Source organism: Fictibacillus fluitans, assembly GCF_030418125.1.
Taxonomy (GTDB): Bacteria; Bacillota; Bacilli; order Bacillales; family Fictibacillaceae; genus Fictibacillus_C; species Fictibacillus_C fluitans.
This window is the reverse complement of record NZ_JAUHTR010000007.1, coordinates 182,737-199,355: the sequence shown is the minus strand read 5'-3', so window position 1 is coordinate 199,355 and position 16,619 is coordinate 182,737. Positions and strand designations below refer to the sequence as shown.

The window sequence follows — 16,619 nt, the reverse complement described above, 5'->3', positions numbered from 1 at the left end:
CACAGGGTCAAGGCGCATCTGCAGGTCAAGGAGCCCAGCAACAGGCGGACGGTCAGGGAGCCCAGCAACAGGCGGACGGTCAAGGAGCTCAGCAGCAGGCGGGCGGTCAAGGAGCCCAGCAGCAAGCGGGCGGTCAAGGAGCCCAGCAACAGGGAGCTTCCGAGCAGACAGCTGCAGCTCAGCAGGCTCAGCCATCAGAGCTTCCGACGGTGAAGTTAAAAGATGTTGCTACCATCAAAACGGTAGGAAAAGCAGAGTCCATTTCAAGAACAAATGGCCAGGAATCCATCGGTCTTCAAGTGATCAAATCAGCCGATGCCAATACAGTAAATGTGGCTGACGCTGTTAATAAAGAATTAAAGCAGTTGAAAAAGGAACACGAAGGTTTGAAGACGGTCAACGTCTTTGACCAGGCAACACCCATCAAGGATTCTGTAAGCACGATGCTGAACAAAGCATTGATTGGCGGATTGTTTGCCATCATTATTATCATGTTATTTTTACGTAATATCCGCTCTACCATTATTGCCGTTATTTCAATTCCGCTATCGCTGTTAATGGCGATTCTGGCGTTAAAGCAAATGGATCTCACACTGAACATTATGACGCTCGGGGCCATGACCGTTGCGATCGGCCGGGTGGTGGATGACTCTATCGTCGTTATCGAAAATATTTACCGGCGAATGTCATTAAAGGGTGAAGAAATCAGAGGCAAGCAGCTGATTACAGCGGCTACCCGGGAAATGTTTATCCCAATCATGTCCTCCACCATTGTAACGATTGCTGTATTTTTGCCATTGGGTCTTGTAAAAGGGCCGGTCGGTGAGCTCTTTATGCCGTTTGCCCTGACGATCGTGTTTGCCCTTGTGGCCTCTCTGATCGTGGCCATTACGGTTGTACCGGCATTTGCCGATTCTTTATTCAAAAAAGGACTAAGCAAAAAGAGGGAAACAGACCATGAGAAGCCAGGAGCACTTGCCGGTTTTTACCGAAGAGTATTGAACTGGTCGCTCAGTCATAAGATCGTTTCATTCGGTCTTGCCATTCTTATGCTTGCCGGCAGCTTGTTCCTGGTACCGAAAATTGGCGTCAGCTTCCTGCCATCCGACGAACAGAAGATGGTCATTGCCACCTTTAACCCGGAACCGGGCCAGACGAAAAAAGAAGTTGAAGATGAAGCGCTGATAGCAGAGAAACTTCTGCTTGACCGCAGCCACGTGAAAACAATCCAGTATTCCGTTGGCGGGGAAAATCCGATGAACCCTGCGGCAAGCAATCAGGCCATGTTCTTTATGGAATATGATAAAGATACGCCAAACTTTGAAAAAGAGCAGAAGAAGATCATTGATGATCTGCAGGGAACCACCGACAAAGGGGAATGGAAGGCGATGGACTTTGGCGCTACCGGCGGAAGCAACAAGCTGGAAATCCAGGTCTACGGAAATAACATGAAAGACATCAAACCGGTAACGGAGAAGGTCCAAAACATTCTCAATGACCGAAACGATCTGAGAAACGTTGGGTCCAGCCTTTCCAAGTCCTATCAGGAATACACCATTGCCGCAGATCAGGAAAAGCTGAGCAAGCTTGGTCTTACAGCCAGCCAGATCGGCATGGAATTGAACGATTCCGGTGACCAATCAGCCTTAACGACACTGAAAAAAGACGGCAAGGATGTCAACGTTTATATCAAAGTAGATAAAAACAGCTACAAGAACATTGATGATCTCACCGACAAGAAGCTGCAGTCGGCGACCGGTAAAGAAGTACCTATCAGTGATGTAGCTAAAGTAAAAGAAGGAGAAACCGCAGACACCGTTACACGCAAGGATGACAAGATTTATGCGAGCGTAAGTGGTGATGTGACAAGCAAGAACGTGAACCAAGTATCTGCGGACGTTCAAAAGAAAATTGACAAGCTCGATCTTCCGGATGGAGTTGACGTCAGGATGGGCGGCGTTACTGAGGATATTAATGAGTCCTTCAGCCAGCTTGGCCTGGCCATGCTTGCCGCAGTCGCGATTGTCTATTTTGTACTCGTAGTAACGTTTGGCGGCGCTCTTGCACCATTTGCGATTTTGTTCTCCCTTCCCTTCACGGTGATCGGTGCGCTCCTTGCGCTGTATATCGCGGATGAAAGCATCAGCATTTCCGCCATGATTGGCGCACTTATGCTGATCGGAATCGTGGTAACAAACGCAATCGTGCTCATTGACCGCGTGATTCATAAAGAGAACGAAGGAATGCCGACGCGTGAAGCACTCCTGGAAGCAGCGGCAACCCGCTTGCGTCCAATTCTGATGACTGCACTGGCCACCATTGGAGCATTAATCCCGCTGGCACTCGGATTTGAAGGCGGAGGCTTAATCTCCAAAGGCCTTGGCGTTACGGTTATCGGCGGTCTCACCAGCTCCACGCTGCTGACCCTGATCATCGTGCCTGTGGTTTATGAGTTTTTAATGAAGCTAACGAGAAAAAACAGAAAACGCAAAACCGCTGAATAATTGGTTTTGGAGGCCTGCCCGGCTGGGGCGGGCCTTTTTTTGTGGAGGGATTTTTTTAGGATGAAGCGAATTATAGAAGGTGAGGTGATGAGATAATGACGGTTGATGAAATCATGAACCAGCTGGAAGAAATGGGCTCGGAGCAAACAAAGAAAACCTATATCAGGCATGGCGCTAAGGAACCGTTTTTCGGAGTGAAGGTAGGAGATCTGAAGAAGCTGGTTAAATACGTGAAAAAGGACCAGGAACTGGCTCTGGCATTGTATGATACCGGAAACCATGATGCGATGTACTTGGCAGGACTTGGGGTCGATCCAAAAAAGCTGACACGGCAGCAGTTGGAGCACTGGGTTGAAAAAGCGTATTGGTACATGCTTGCGGAGTATACCGTAGCCAATGTTGCCGCAGAAAGCCCGTTCGCGCTGGAACTGGCGCGCAAGTGGATGGATGATGAGCGGGAGATGGTGGCTGCCTGCGGCTGGAGCACCTATGCCGGCTATCTGTCGATTACTCAGGACGAAGAACTGAATTTGGAAGAGATTCGCGGATTGCTGAAGCGTGTGGAAGAGACCATTAACGGCGAGCAAAATCGTGTCCGCTATGTTATGAACGGCTTTGTGATCGTGGCTGGGAGCGCCGTCAGCAGCCTGCATGATGAAGCACTGGCCGTTGCCGAGCGGGTGGGCAAGGTTGATGTGAATGCCGGCAACACCGCCTGCAAAGTCCCGCTTGCAACTGATTATATTTTAAAAGTGAAGAACCGCGGGAAAGTCGGTGTGAAGAAGAAGACATGTATTTGCTAGATTGAATGCGGATGGAGGAAGGAGGTGGTTTTGGTGAGGGTTAATTGTGTCGAAATTAGTCGAAATGCAATGGGGTTAATCGGTTTGAGAATATTTGAACCGAATTTGAGAATAAAGTGGCCTGATTTGAGAATAAACAAGATTTTTTGAGAATAAATGTAGACTTTTTGAGAGTAAGTTAAATTCTGTTAGCAGACTATCGCCAATAAACTTAATAAATTTAGCAAAGGAATGATGAGATGATCATAAAAAAGCGGCAACTGCCCTTAATGATTCAAAAATTACAATCATTGTTGCGCAGATTACCAAAAAATCACCCTAAAATCCCCTATATTGAAGAAAATCTCGCAAAAAAGATGGCTGGGTACAGAGGGGAATACTCCATAGACTATCCACTCAGCTTTCTTTCCTCCCAAGATTACTTTATTCTTCACGATCTCCGCCTTCCTCATAACGACTATTTCTTTCAGATCGACACTTTGCTCGTTTCCCCTCGGTTCATACTCATATTAGAAGTTAAAAATATCGCCGGTAAACTATTTTTTGACCAGGAATTTCATCAGCTAGTTCGCACGCTCAATGGAAAGGATGAAGTCTTTCCTGATCCAATCCTTCAAGTGAAACGGCATGAAATGCAGCTTAGAGCTTGGTTAATCAAACATAAGTTTCCTGAGGTTCATATTAAATCTTTTGTAGTAATCAGTAATCCCAACTCCCAAATCATGATTTCCCCAGAACATAAATATCTGCGTAAAACAATCCTTCACCGGGAAGCCCTCCCACTAAAAATCACTGAATTATATGCCTTCCATCAGGTTGTACTTACAGATAAAGAATTAAAGAAAATGATTCGTCTTCTATTAAAACAGCACTGTGAGGCGAATTCCGATATTTTGATGCAATTTGAGATAGGCAGACATGAACTATTAAAAGGAGTCCAATGCATGGATTGCGGTCTCCTACCGATGGAAAGGAGACATGGGGGCTGGTTTTGTAAGAATTGTTATTGTACCTGCAAAAATGCACACATTGATGCACTTAAAGACTACAGTTATCTGATTAGCCAGAAGATCACCAACCAAGAAGCAAGAGAGTTTCTCCTGATATCTTCAATTCATTTAATGACTAGATTATTAAGCTCAGCAGCCACCCACCGCGAAGGAAATCACAAATCCACCATCTACCACCTCCCCACTAACGACTAGCCTCATTTTTCATTTCACTTTTCCGCGCCAATGCCGTATACTCAGATACTAAAAGGCAAAGAAATGGAGATTAGGCAAATGAATGAACAGGCACGAAACACGAATAAAGCGAGATTGCTGATCAGCTGTGGAGACCAGCCGGGGATTGTGGCGGCGGTATCACAGTTTTTATATGGGCAGGGAGCCAATATTGTGGAATCCAACCAGCATTCCACCGATCCTGAGGCGGGATTGTTTTTTATGCGCGTGGAGTTTGAAATTGATAACCTGCACGAGAGGGCGGACGCGCTGAAACAGTCTTTCTCGAAAATTGCTTCTGAATTTAATATGGACTGGCGGCTGTCACTGGCATCCAAGCGTAAAAAGACCGCCATTTTTGTTTCAAAAGAGCCGCACTGTCTCCTCGAGCTGTTGTGGGAATACCAAAACGGGGATCTGGATGCGGACATTGCACTTGTCATCAGCAATCATGAAAACTCCAAAGGTTTGGTGGAGTCGCTTGGCATCCCGTTTTATTACATACCGGCGAACAAGGATATTCGCCAGGAAGTGGAGGAAAAACAGCTGCAGCTGCTGGACGAGTATAATATTGAACTCATCATCCTTGCGCGCTACATGCAGATTTTAACTCCGAATTTTGTTTCAAAGCATCCGCACCGCATTATTAATATCCATCATTCCTTCCTGCCGGCTTTCATAGGCGCCAAGCCGTATGAGCGGGCGTATAACCGCGGGGTGAAGCTGATCGGGGCAACGTCTCATTATGTGACCAATGATCTGGATGAAGGTCCGATCATTGAGCAGGGCGTGGAGCGGGTAAGCCATCATCATAATGCCGAGGATCTGAAGAAAATCGGCCGTTCGATCGAACGCAGTGTGCTGGCGCGTGCAGTAAACTGGCATCTGCAGGACCGCGTTCTTGTACATGGAAACAAAACGATCGTTTTTAATTAATTCAAAAAGTTTTGTAAAATAGGACTTTTTACGCAGATATTGTCAAACTATGACGTATGTACTAAAATAATCGTTATTCACAAAAAATAACTAATATCCTTGTATAATATCAGTAAATCGAATTCGGTCTGATAGTCTCTACCTGGCAGCCGTTAAATGCCGGACTACAAGGAAGTATGAATATATCAATGGACTTGTCACGTATCCCCTGTGATTTTTTTCATAGGGATAAACCCATTGCCCTTATTTCATGCTTTCTGTCCGGTGGACGGAAGCGGGAAATGAGGGCTTTTTATATACGGAAAAAGTGGGAGTGGTTGGCTTGTATTTTTTGATTAATGTGATTGGCATCCTGGTTGTGGTTGGCGTTGTGTTTGCCTGTTCCCCGAACCGGAGAAATGTGAAGTGGAAATCGATCGGCGTTTTGTTTGTTGTTGAGCTGCTGATTACGTGGTTTATGCTCGGAACGAAAATCGGTACAGCGATCATTGACCGGTTTGCGGCGTTTTTCTCCTGGCTCATTCAATGTGCGAATGACGGTACGGCGTTTGTCTTTCCGTCGGTTATGGCGAATGAAAACGTTGATTTCTTTTTTAGCGCATTGCTTCCTATTATCTTTGTTGTTACCTTTTTTGATATTCTTTCATATTTCGGTATTTTAACGTGGATCATTGATAAGGTAGGCTGGGTCATTTCAAAAATTTCCGGGCTGCCGAAGCTTGAAAGCTTCTTCTCCATTCAGATGATGTTCCTTGGTAATACCGAGGCGCTTGCGGTGATCCGCCAGCAGTTGGTCGTGCTCAAGCAGCACAGGCTCTTGACGTTCGGATTGATGAGCATGAGCAGTATCAGCGGATCCATTATTGGAGCGTATTTAACGATGGTTCCGGCAACGTATGTGTTTGCCGCAATTCCGCTTAACTGTCTGAACGCGCTGCTGCTGGCAAGTATCCTGCATCCGGTGGATGTATCGAAAGAAGAGGACGTGGTTTACGTTCCGCCGAAGGAAGAAAAGAAAGATTTCTTCTCGACCATCTCAAACAGTATGCTTGTCGGTATTCGTATGGTTATCGTCATTCTTGCGATGGTGATCGGATATGTGGCATTAACGTCTGCGGTAAACGGCATTCTCGGCTTTTTTATCCATGGTCTTACGATCCAAAAAATCTTCTCATTGATCTTCAGCCCGTTTGCGTTCCTGCTGGGGCTTCCTAAACACGATGCCATGTATGTGGCGAAGTTAATGGGGATTAAACTGGCGACCAATGAATTTGTCGCCATGATGGATCTGAAAACACAGTTGAAAACACTTCCGCCGCATACCGTGGCGGTTGCTACCACCTTCTTAACATCGTTTGCAAACTTTAGTACGGTCGGTATGATTTATGGTACGTACAACTCCATCCTTGGAGAAGAAAAGTCAGCGATCATCGGTAAGAACGTGTGGAAACTGCTTGTCAGCGGAATGGCTGTATCGCTGTTGAGTGCCATGCTTGTTGGACTTTTTGTCTGGTAAAAAGCGAAAGACCTTTCGGAATATTTTTCCGGAAGGTCTTTTTTTCATTTTTTTACAAAAAAACAAATTGACAATAAACAAACGTTATCATAATATGTTTGTAAATAAGTAAACGATAATAGGAGTTGTTAGTTGTATGGTTATATCCGACCGTTTTTGGGAAGCGCCGCTTGAAGACTTGAAAAATGGGTATCTCGAAGAAAAGGAGCAGTACGTTTGCCTGCTTTGCGGCAATGAGGTGGAGAAGGGCATGATTTATCCACGGGACAATAAGCTGTATGAAGCGGAAAAGTTCATGAACCTTCATATTCAGCATGAGCACGGATCAGTTTTTACGTATCTCATCGGTCTTAATAAAAAGCTGACGGGACTCACGGACCATCAAAACAGGCTGCTGCGCCTTTTTTATGAAGGAAAAAGCGACACCGAAATTAAGCAGGAGATGGAAGTCGGCAGTACATCGACCATCCGCAACCACCGGTTTGTACTGAAGGAAAAGGAACGGCAGGCGAAAATGCTGCTGACGCTTATGGAACTGCTGAAGGAAAAGGATGAGCATGCGCCGTCACTGATTGCGCCTCATCAGACGGCGACCATGGTGGATGACCGGTACAATGTCACAAAACAAGAGCAGGAAAAGATGCTTAAAAAGTACTTTATAGAAGACAGCAGGACGCTCAAAACCTTCCCGGCAAAAGAGAAGCAGAAGCTCGTGGTTTTGCGTGAAATTTCAACCTTGTTTCATGCAAAAGAGACGTACTCTGAAAAGGATGTAAATGAAGTATTGAAGAGTGTTTATCACGATTTTGTTACCTTAAGACGATACATGATTGAGTATGGTTTCCTTGACCGGAAATCGGATGGAAGTTCTTACTGGCTGAAAAAATAGGAGAAGGAAGGAAACCGTTTTGAATAGAAGGAAAGAATTAAAGCAGCAATATCTTGAAACAAAAATTGAAGCGGGTGTATATGTCATTAAGAACACCGCGAACCAAAAAATGTTTGTGGGAAGCACCCGGAATGTAAAAACATTAAACGGCAGAAAGTTCGAGCTTGAGCAGGGATCCAGTACGAACAGGGAACTGCAGGACGACTGGAATCTTTACGGAAAAGAGGCATTCCAATTCGAGGTGCTCGAAACACTGGAGAAAAAAGAATCGGGTTACTTTAACGAAAAACGGGAACTAGAAGTACTGGAGAACAAATGGCTTAAAGAGCTGAAGCCATTTGGAAGCCGTGGCTATAATAAGGAGAAACCGCGATGAATGGAAACGAAGCGTTACAGGAACAGCCGTCACAGGTGACGGTCATGAAGCCCATGCTGCTTTTTCTTGTTCCGCTGCTGTTCAGCAATGTGATGCAATCCGCCGGACAGCTGGCGGGCATGGTCATTATCGGAAGATGGCTCGGAGTGGACAGCGTGGCTGCTATCTCTGCCTTCTTTCCATTGTTCTTTTTGCTGATTTCATTTGTGATCGGGATCGGTTCAGGAAGCTCCATCCTGATCGGGCAGGCGTTTGGGGCAAAGAATGAGGAAAAGCTGAAGGCAATCGTAGGCACCACGTTAACCTTTACCTTTTTACTTGGAATAGCGCTTGCCATACTGGGCGGCATTTTCACCTATGAAGTATTGCGCATCATTGGTACACCGGGTAACATAATCCATGTGAGTGCCCATTATGCCCGCATTCTGTTCTGGTCGCTGCCGGTGCTGTTTCTTTATTCGGTATACACCACCTTCATGAGAGGAACCGGAGACTCCAAAACGCCGTTTTACTTTCTCGTGGTGAGCACGGTGCTGAACATCGCCTTTATGCCGGTGTTTGTGTTTGGCTGGATTGGTTTTCCGGAAACAGGGGTGTACGGTGCCGCCTATTCATCGGTGGTTTCAACCGTTGTTGCCTTTATCGCTATGATCTTTTATTTAAGGAAAACGAAGCATCCCCTTCAGCTTGATTCCTCCATTGCCAGCAAGCTGAAAATTAACAAGGAACTGTTGAAGCTGCTGCTCAGGCTGGGAATCCCATCGAGCATCAGCATGATTCTGCTGTCCATATCGGAGATTGCGGTCATCTCGTTCGTCAACCGGTACGGATCGGATGCGACCGCCGCCTATGGTGTCGTCAACCAGGTCGCAAGCTATGTACAAATGCCGGCAATTTCGTTGAGCATTGCCGTTTCTATTTTTGCGGCGCAATCAATTGGGGCCAACCAGATGGAACGGCTGAAATTGGTTATTCGGTCAGGGATCCTGCTTAACTATGTTCTCGGAGGCACCATCATTATTCTGATCTATCTTTTTTCAAGGCCGATCCTGAGTCTATTCCTGACGAGCGGTACGACGGTCGATATTGCCCACAGTCTTCTGGTGATTACGTTGTGGAGCTATGTGATCATGGGCCACTCCGCGATTTTAAATGCGACGATGAGAGCCAGCGGTACCGTTCTGTGGCCAACGATATTGAGCATCTTGCCCATTTGGCTTGTTGAGGTTCCGCTTGCCTATTATTTATCCCAATATACCAGTCTTGAAATCAGGGGCATCTGGGTGGGGTATCCCGCAGCGTTTGCTGTTACGCTTGCCCTTCAGTATGCGTATTACCGGCTGTCCTGGAAGAATAAACAGATTGTCCGTTTGATTGATTAATAAAAAAGCCGCTTTGGGATGAAAATGAAACCAAAGCGGTTTTCGTTCGTAATAGGTTAGGGAGTGCAAAGCTTTCAGGAGGTTTCTTATGCAAAACTGGATTACCCATGTGATCGAACAATTCGGGTATATCGGCGTATTCTTTATGATTGCCCTTGAAAATATTTTTCCGCCGATTCCCTCCGAAGTTATTCTGACGTTCGGAGGAATGATGACGTCCTTTTCCAAGCTGACGGTTTTGGGTGTGATATTGGCTTCAACAGCAGGTTCTGTTTTTGGGGCCGCGGTGCTGTTCAAGATCGGAACCTTTCTTGATGTTCCGCGGCTCGAACGAATCGTCGAGCGTTGGGGACATCTTCTCAGATTGAAAAAGGAAGATATTCATAAAGCAGACAACTGGTTTGACCGGTATGGCTATTGGGCGGTGTTCTTTTGCCGGCTCGTTCCCTTGATCAGAAGCCTGATTTCCATTCCGGCGGGGATGTCAGGCATGAAGTTCAGCCTGTTCCTCTTGTTCACAACACTAGGTACATTGATTTGGAATACGATCCTGGTTTATGTAGGGGCAGCATTTGGCCGCAACTGGGAGCAGGTGGTTCACTTTATGGACATCTATTCCAATGTGATGTATGCCTTGCTTGCGGCAGCATTGGGTTTATTTGTATTTTATTATGTAAAGAAAAAAAGAAGACAGTAAAAAAGGGAAGCCATGCGGTGTCATGGCCCCCTTTTTTGCTTAAAAGCTCAATTTGATTTTCTCTGAGTCGTTGATCTTCTTTTTGGACTGGTCAAACACATCACTGGTAGTAATCTCGATCCATTTCACGTTATCCGCCGATTCGTTTTCTTCTGGATTCACGATAAATCCGAGGCTGCCTGATTTTTGGCCATTAGCGGGCAATTTCCCCTCAAGCCTTTCAAGATAAATATCTTTTTCCCAATCAAAGGTTTTGTTTGTATTGGTTTTCAGGAGAGCGACGGGAGCGTAATTCACCGGTTTTGATGAACTGTTTTTGATCCTGGCACTGATTTTCACAAAATCAAATTCTTCTCTGTGAGTCAGCACGTGAAAGTAATCAATCATGCCATAGTCCGGTCTTAAATGAATAAGCTTGATATCTTTAATTGTCAGTTCAACAGGTCCCTGCTTATAGGTTTTGTTGATTTGTTTTATGGCTTTCAGTGTGGCTTGTCCTTTGTCATCCCGGTAGGTTTGTCCTACTTTTGTCAGTGTCTTGTCATCGGTCACCTGTGGATTGGGCTGGCCGCTGCCGGCCGCTTTGGGTGTCGGACTCTCCGTTTCTGGCTCTTTCGCTTGTTCTGCTTTACTTTCAGCACCGGCTTTCTTAGGCTCTTCCGCTGCGTTCTGTGAACAGCCGCCCAAAAATAAGGCTGCTGAAAGAATGAAGGCAAATTTTTTCATGGTTCCTCCTTTCGCTCTCTTCATTGTAAAAACTTCCCGCCGAAACGGGAAGTTTCTTTTTACTTATCTTTAATATGAATCGGGTATTTTAGCGCTTTGAATACATTCTTAGCGATATCCGTGTTATTAATTTGTCCGGCAAACTTTTCACTTCCAGGTCCGAAGGCATAAACCGGGACATCCTCGCCGGTATGGCCGCCTGTCGTCCAGCCAGTGTTGGAGTGTTTATTGAAAATGGCTTCAATTGCGTTATCGATGTTGAGCACGTTGTTGGTTTTAGCAGCAGTCTTGACCGCTTGAACCTCATCAGTGGAAAGAGGAAGAATCTTTTGATCAATGTACTGCTTTAATGTTTTTTCCACATCATTGCCCTTGGCAATTTGCTCCGCCATAAAATCAGGGGTGCGTTTAGCCGCTCTGATCGGCTCGCCGAACCAGTTGTAGATGCCGTTGGCACCAATGGAATAACCTCCGGTAGAGTGGTCAGCTGTCGTTACTACCAGGGTATGCTTGTCTTTTTTGGCAAAGTTGATGGCTGCCTGGAACGCTTGTTCAAAGTCACTCATTTCACTCATGGCAGCGACAATATCGTTGTCATGGCCTGCCCAGTCAATCTGGCTTCCTTCGACCATGAGGAAGAATCCGTCTTTGTCTTTGTTCAGCTTTTTAAGCGCAGTATTGGTCATCTCTTTCAGGGAAGGAACTTCATCCGTCCGGTCAATTTTCTTTGGCAGTCCGCCAGGGGCAAAAAGGCCAAGAATTTGATCGTTTTTATCGTTCAGCATTTGATTGCGGTCTGTTACATAGCTGTAACCTGCTTTTTTAAATTGCTTGGTCAAAATGCGGTCCTTACGGTCAAAGTTGCTGAGGCCACCGCCAAGAAGGACATCGATTTTGTGCTTGCCTTTTACTTTTTCATCAAAGTAATCATCAGCAATCGCATTCATGTTTTGGCGGCTTTCATCATGTGAACCAAAGGAAGCGGGGGTTGCATGGGTGATTTCGGAAGTGGCGACCAAACCGGTGGCTTTGCCTTCTTCTTTGGCTGCTTCCAGCACGGTTTTGACCTCTGATTTATCATTATCCACGGCAATCGCGTTATTGTAGGTCTTAACCCCTGCAGACATTGCCGTTGCAGCAGATGCGGAATCCGTTACATTTTGTTCAGGATCTTCAGGATAGGTCATTTGCTGCCCGACAAGGTATTTATCAAAGGCCGTCCGCTCTGCAACTTTAGTGGAAGGATTATCTTTCAGGTAGCGGTAGGCGGATGTGTAGGAAACACCCATTCCATCACCGATAAGAACAATAACGTTTTTGATTTTGCCATTATTTTTGTTTTCTTGCTGTGGCTGGGCATGAGCATGGGGATAGCTTCCGGCCATGCCTCCGAGTGCAACGGTGGACAATACGGCAAGGGGAATCAACTTTTTGCCAATCTTCTTTTTAAACAATATGTATACCTCCTAAATCATTTTTCTTAACAATTACCAGTTTAATGAATGGATGTTAAATATTAATCATAGAATTGTAAATTCATTGTAAAAAAGGAAAATCCATATTTTTTCTTTTTCTGTGTATATATTTTTGCGGCATTCACCGTAAGATAGCACATAAGGTTTGTTACAATAGAAATGAAAACAAATCACAGACAAAGAAGGGGTCTGGCAAAATGAGTGAATTAGTTAAGATGAACACGGTGCTTGTTACCGGGTATGCCAAAGCGCCGCAGGGCAGTTCCATGTTTGAGCTGTATAAAACATCCGGCATTGTCATGGAAATTGACACCGAGAACAACAGAATAGTGAATGCCGAATTTACCTTTGTTACAGAACTGGCAAGGGACTTCTTACGAAGGGTGATCGTCGGCTATGACCTTTCTCAGGGGCTTGACGGTCTGGTTCAGAGAATAGAAGATTATTATTATACTCCGTCCACCAATTCAGTCATCATGGCGGTCAAAGCGGCGTACAAGCGATATATGGAAAAGATGAGGCAGTCACAAACCACCTGTTGAAACCGTTTGCAGACCTTGCTATAATAAACCATAATTTAAGAGTATACGATTGGAAAGTGTCTTCTTAATGGTGAAATACACCCATTTCACACGAATTAGGAAAGCCCCGCTATCCATAGCAGTAGGGAATTGCGTCAGACTCCTTATGCCTATGGTTCAGTGCGGGCTTTTTTTGCTGCTCTTTGGAAAGGAGATGGATATTTAAATATTAAGTATTCAAAATTTTCTATACTAATGACATAATAGATTTGAAGGGACAGTTTTATCGGGACATATTTAGAAAACGCTTTACTAAACTGCAGAAAAGGGGACTGGAGATGAAAAGTGAAGCAAGTGCAGGCACGGAAATCAACCACGCATCTATGAAAAACGGAGGCGCTCCACCACACAGCTGGGGACAGAAACTGAAAATGATCGGCCCGGGATTTGTGGTGGCGGCTACCGGTGTAGGAACAGCTGATATGATTACAGCCATTGTTATCGGAACTTCGTTTGGGATGACATTTGTCTGGGCGGTTATTATTGGAGCCATTTTAAAATACTTTTTGAACGAAGGAGTAGGCCGCTGGTATTTGGCCACCGGACAAACGATTCTGCAAGGGTGGCATTCACTGGGAAAGTGGGCAACCGGTTACTTCGGTGTTTATTCCGTCATCTGGGGATACATATATGGCGCTGCCGCAGCCTTAACATGCGGCCTTGGCATGCATGCGATGTTTCCGATCATGCCGGTTTGGGCGTGGGCGGTTGTTCACTCGCTGTTGGGCTTTGTTCTTGTTTGGACAGGGCGTTACCTCCTGTTTGAACGCATAATGACCGTGCTGATTGGTGTTATGTTTATTACGATTATCGGAACTGCTCTTTTGTTCTTGCCAAGCCTGGGGGAATTCGGGGGTGGGCTTGTTCCCAAAGTTCCGGATGGATCTTTCGTGCTGGCGCTCGGTTTGATTGGCGGGGTCGGCGGCACCATCACCATGGCTTCCTACGGTTACTGGCTGAAGGAAAAAGGGTGGAACGGCAAGGGATGGATCTCTGTCATGAGACTCGATGCCAAAGCCGCTTACGCCATGACGGGCCTTTTTTCCATGGCCGCTCTGATTATCGGAGCCAAGTTTTTATATGGTACCGATGTGGAACTTCGTGGAGACCAGGGGCTGATTAACCTTGCCCAAATGCTTGGTGAAGAATTTGGAACCCCGTTGAGATGGCTGTTCCTGATTGCCTTTTGGTCTGCTGCTTTTACGTCACTTCTTGGCGTATGGAACGGTGTGCCTTACCTGTTTGCTGACTTTATGAAAACCATTCGTCTGAAAAAAGGAGAAGTGAGATCTGTAAAGCCAGTTACAGAAAAGGAGCCGATGTACCGTCTGTACCTTGCGTGGCTGACATTCCCGCCAATGCTGATCTTTTTCTTCGGAAAACCAGTGGAACTGATTATCCTTTATGGGGCGCTTGGCGCATTGTTCATGCCGTTTTTGGCCATATCCCTTGTTGTTCTGCTGAATTCCAAGCGGGTTGAACCGGAATACCGAAGCAAGTGGCTGGCCAACGCCGTACTTATCGGAAGTGTATTGATGTTTGCTTATCTTGGGCTCACGGAGCTTCAAAAGATTTTTCAATAATCCTCAAGAAAGGGCCTGTTCCTTGTGACAGGTTCTTTTTTTATGGAAAAAAGGATTTCTGGTAAAATAGAGCCAATTAACTATAGAGGAAAGAAAGATTATTATAGAAGGATGTGAGCAGCAGGCTTGATCTGCTGATTAAAAATGACAATAAAAATTGTGATCGCAGATGACAATTCCTTTATACGCGAAGGCATGAAAATCATCTTAAGCACCTACGGAGATTTTGAGGTGCTGGCTACGCTTAATGATGGACAGGAGGCGGTCGACTATTGCAAGTGGAACAAGGTGGATATCGCCTTGCTTGATGTACGGATGCCGAATATGAACGGTGTGGAGGCAACAAAGCTGATAACGGAACAGACGGCGACGAAGCCGGTAATCCTTACCACCTTTGATGACGATGAATACATATTTGATGCCATTAAAAACGGGGCGAAAGGGTATCTGTTGAAAAATACGGAGCCCGAGCGGATCAGGGAGGCCATTAAAAGTGTTTATCATGGCAACACCGTCATGCAGGATGTGGTGCTGGATAAATTAAAATCAACGATGGACGGAAGCAAAAAGACCGAGTACAAGATTGATGCCAGCCGTTTTACCGAGCGGGAAATGGGAATCATGGCACTAATCGCCAAAGGGTATTCCAATAAATCGATTGCCAAAGAGCTTTTCATATCGGAAGGTACGGTTGCCAACCATATTACATCGATTCTTGGCAAAACGGGGCTGGAGCATCGAACACAGATTGCCATTTATTATTTAACCGGGTCTGTCGGGTAGGGCGAAAGAAATGGAGCTTTGGATCATTTACACCAAGCTGGCTGTCGTGATTTTTCTTGCGGTCAGCTATGCCCACGATAATGTGGATAACCTGCCAAACATTGTTTTTTGCCTTCTCCTGTACATCAGCTTGAATAGTATCTTGTATGTATTCACCAAGGAAAGAATCAGACAAGGCATTCTGCTGGGGTCGGTCATCCTCATTGGCCTGTCCTTTTATGATGTGAACCCGCTCTTAATTCTGCTGCTGCCCATCAATTTTTATGAACTGGCCTCTCCTTTCATAAAAGTGAAATGGGTCCTTTTATCGCTCGGGTTACTTCCGGTTTTGTACTTGCCGGAAGCGGAGTATCTTTATGGACTGGTGTCCGCACTCAGTTTCGTATTGTTTACAATGGCAGTCAGCTATTCGAAAAAAATAATGCTCTATGAAGATAAGCTCGATAAAATGAGGCATGATCTGCAGCGCCTGAGTGCCAGCCTGAACGAAAACCAGGAATTCATCAAACAGTCGGAATACACCAACCGGCTGGAGGAAAGGAACCGGATCTCCCAGCAAATTCATGACAGCATCGGACATTCCATGACTGGAGCACTGATTCAAATGGAAGCGGCAAAAAGCCTGCTTGGCCTGGACACCGAAAAAGCAAAGGAGCTCATGCAGAATGCCATTTCCATTTCCAAGCAAGGCATTGAAGATATACGGATCACATTAAAGAACATGAAGCCGCCAACCGAACAGATGGGAGTTCAACGGTTGAAACTGATCCTCGAAGAGTTTTCCGTCAAACACCGGATCAAGGTTCCGTTTGTCTATAAAGGGAATATGGATTTGATCACACCGATCCAGTGGAAGATTATCACAGAGAACATAACGGAAGCTTTGACGAATGCGTTAAAATACAGCAGGGCAACAGAAATATGCATTGAAATTCATGTGCTCAACCAGATGATCAAAGCTGAGGTTAAAGATGATGGAAAAGGTGCACAAAAGGTAGTAAAAGGCCTTGGAATCATGGGGATGGAAGAGAGGACGGCTTCAGTGAATGGAACCGTCATTGTTGATGGTACGAAAGGATTTTCCGTTACGACGCTTCTCCCGCTGGGCTGAAGGAAGGTACTCACAGGAAGAACATGAGAATTCT

At 45.6% G+C, this 16,619-nt stretch carries 14 protein-coding genes, 1 pseudogene and 1 riboswitch; of the genes and pseudogenes, 13 read left to right on the top strand and 2 right to left on the bottom strand.

All coding sequences use genetic code 11. The annotated features are described in order from the left end of the window. Positions 1-125: 125 nt before the first annotated feature. The 9 genes and pseudogenes from QYB97_RS14630 to QYB97_RS14590 form a co-directional block, all read left to right on the top strand. Positions 126-2,504, top strand: a pseudogene (locus tag QYB97_RS14630) (efflux RND transporter permease subunit); the annotation flags it as partial. 95 nt (positions 2,505-2,599) lie between these two features. Beyond that, positions 2,600-3,307: a DNA alkylation repair protein gene (locus QYB97_RS14625; protein WP_301166741.1), complete on the top strand. Its 708-nt coding sequence runs from the start codon at positions 2,600-2,602 to the stop codon at positions 3,305-3,307. Positions 3,308-3,546: 239 nt separating this feature from the next. Beyond that, a complete protein-coding gene (locus QYB97_RS14620; protein ID WP_301166740.1) occupies positions 3,547-4,512 on the top strand; it encodes a nuclease-related domain-containing protein in 966 nt (321 codons plus the stop codon). 78 nt (positions 4,513-4,590) lie between these two features. After that, on the top strand, positions 4,591-5,466 hold the full coding sequence (purU, locus tag QYB97_RS14615; RefSeq protein WP_425589806.1) for a formyltetrahydrofolate deformylase: 876 nt from the start codon (positions 4,591-4,593) through the stop codon (positions 5,464-5,466). A 79-nt stretch (positions 5,467-5,545) separates the two neighbouring features. Then, positions 5,546-5,653, top strand: a riboswitch (purine riboswitch). Between the two features lie 135 nt (positions 5,654-5,788). Then, a complete protein-coding gene (locus tag QYB97_RS14610) occupies positions 5,789-6,982 on the top strand; it encodes a nucleoside transporter C-terminal domain-containing protein (protein WP_301166738.1) in 1,194 nt (397 codons plus the stop codon). 136 nt (positions 6,983-7,118) lie between these two features. After that, positions 7,119-7,871, top strand: a complete 753-nt coding sequence (locus tag QYB97_RS14605) for a DUF2087 domain-containing protein (protein ID WP_301166737.1) — start codon at positions 7,119-7,121, stop codon at positions 7,869-7,871. A 19-nt stretch (positions 7,872-7,890) separates the two neighbouring features. Continuing rightward, entirely contained in the window at positions 7,891-8,247 is a 357-nt protein-coding gene (locus QYB97_RS14600; RefSeq protein WP_301166736.1) for a GIY-YIG nuclease family protein, read from the top strand. After that, complete coding sequence (locus QYB97_RS14595; protein ID WP_425589805.1) at positions 8,244-9,629, top strand: MATE family efflux transporter; 1,386 nt, start codon at positions 8,244-8,246, stop codon at positions 9,627-9,629. Before QYB97_RS14600 ends, QYB97_RS14595 begins: the two co-directional genes overlap by 4 nt. Before the next feature lie 88 nt (positions 9,630-9,717). Continuing rightward, positions 9,718-10,326, top strand: coding sequence for a DedA family protein (locus tag QYB97_RS14590; protein WP_301166735.1), 609 nt, complete (start codon positions 9,718-9,720; stop codon positions 10,324-10,326). Positions 10,327-10,365: 39 nt separating this feature from the next. Here QYB97_RS14590 and QYB97_RS14585 read toward each other — a convergent pair whose 3' ends face one another. Next, positions 10,366-11,052 carry a hypothetical protein gene (locus QYB97_RS14585; protein ID WP_301166734.1) on the bottom strand — a complete coding sequence of 229 codons (687 nt, stop codon included), beginning with the start codon at positions 11,050-11,052 and terminating at the stop codon, positions 10,366-10,368. A 59-nt stretch (positions 11,053-11,111) separates the two neighbouring features. Further along, the gene (locus tag QYB97_RS14580) at positions 11,112-12,437 is read right to left on the bottom strand and encodes an alkaline phosphatase family protein (protein ID WP_301166806.1); all 1,326 of its coding nucleotides are present in this window, start codon (positions 12,435-12,437) and stop codon (positions 11,112-11,114) included. Positions 12,438-12,724: 287 nt separating this feature from the next. On the opposite strand from QYB97_RS14580, the gene QYB97_RS14575 reads away from it, so the two are divergent. The 4 genes from QYB97_RS14575 to QYB97_RS14560 all read left to right on the top strand — a co-directional run bounded on the left by QYB97_RS14575 (position 12,725) and on the right by QYB97_RS14560 (position 16,585). Further along, positions 12,725-13,069: a DUF3870 domain-containing protein gene (locus QYB97_RS14575; RefSeq protein ID WP_301166733.1), complete on the top strand. Its 345-nt coding sequence runs from the start codon at positions 12,725-12,727 to the stop codon at positions 13,067-13,069. A 317-nt stretch (positions 13,070-13,386) separates the two neighbouring features. Further along, a complete protein-coding gene (locus QYB97_RS14570; RefSeq protein ID WP_356948185.1) occupies positions 13,387-14,691 on the top strand; it encodes an Nramp family divalent metal transporter in 1,305 nt (434 codons plus the stop codon). Positions 14,692-14,835: 144 nt separating this feature from the next. Continuing rightward, the gene (locus QYB97_RS14565) at positions 14,836-15,474 is read left to right on the top strand and encodes a response regulator transcription factor (RefSeq protein ID WP_301166732.1); all 639 of its coding nucleotides are present in this window, start codon (positions 14,836-14,838) and stop codon (positions 15,472-15,474) included. A 10-nt stretch (positions 15,475-15,484) separates the two neighbouring features. Beyond that, positions 15,485-16,585: a sensor histidine kinase gene (locus QYB97_RS14560; RefSeq protein WP_301166731.1), complete on the top strand. Its 1,101-nt coding sequence runs from the start codon at positions 15,485-15,487 to the stop codon at positions 16,583-16,585. The last annotated feature ends 34 nt before the right edge of the window (positions 16,586-16,619 follow it).

Bases quoted from the DNA above. Each gene is read 5' to 3' on its own strand.
- QYB97_RS14570 (WP_356948185.1), top strand. From the start codon at position 13,387: ATGAAAAGTGAAGCAAGTGCAGGCACGGAAATCAACCACGCATCTATG.
- purU (WP_425589806.1), top strand. From the start codon at position 4,591: ATGAATGAACAGGCACGAAACACGAATAAAGCGAGATTGCTGATCAGC.
- QYB97_RS14585 (WP_301166734.1), bottom strand. From the start codon at position 11,052: ATGAAAAAATTTGCCTTCATTCTTTCAGCAGCCTTATTTTTGGGCGGC.
- QYB97_RS14590 (WP_301166735.1), top strand. From the start codon at position 9,718: ATGCAAAACTGGATTACCCATGTGATCGAACAATTCGGGTATATCGGC.
- QYB97_RS14580 (WP_301166806.1), bottom strand. From the start codon at position 12,437: ATGGCCGGAAGCTATCCCCATGCTCATGCCCAGCCACAGCAAGAAAAC.
- QYB97_RS14565 (WP_301166732.1), top strand. From the start codon at position 14,836: ATGACAATAAAAATTGTGATCGCAGATGACAATTCCTTTATACGCGAA.
- QYB97_RS14575 (WP_301166733.1), top strand. From the start codon at position 12,725: ATGAGTGAATTAGTTAAGATGAACACGGTGCTTGTTACCGGGTATGCC.
- QYB97_RS14625 (WP_301166741.1), top strand. From the start codon at position 2,600: ATGACGGTTGATGAAATCATGAACCAGCTGGAAGAAATGGGCTCGGAG.
- QYB97_RS14595 (WP_425589805.1), top strand. From the start codon at position 8,244: ATGAATGGAAACGAAGCGTTACAGGAACAGCCGTCACAGGTGACGGTC.
- QYB97_RS14560 (WP_301166731.1), top strand. From the start codon at position 15,485: ATGGAGCTTTGGATCATTTACACCAAGCTGGCTGTCGTGATTTTTCTT.
- QYB97_RS14620 (WP_301166740.1), top strand. From the start codon at position 3,547: ATGATCATAAAAAAGCGGCAACTGCCCTTAATGATTCAAAAATTACAA.
- QYB97_RS14605 (WP_301166737.1), top strand. From the start codon at position 7,119: ATGGTTATATCCGACCGTTTTTGGGAAGCGCCGCTTGAAGACTTGAAA.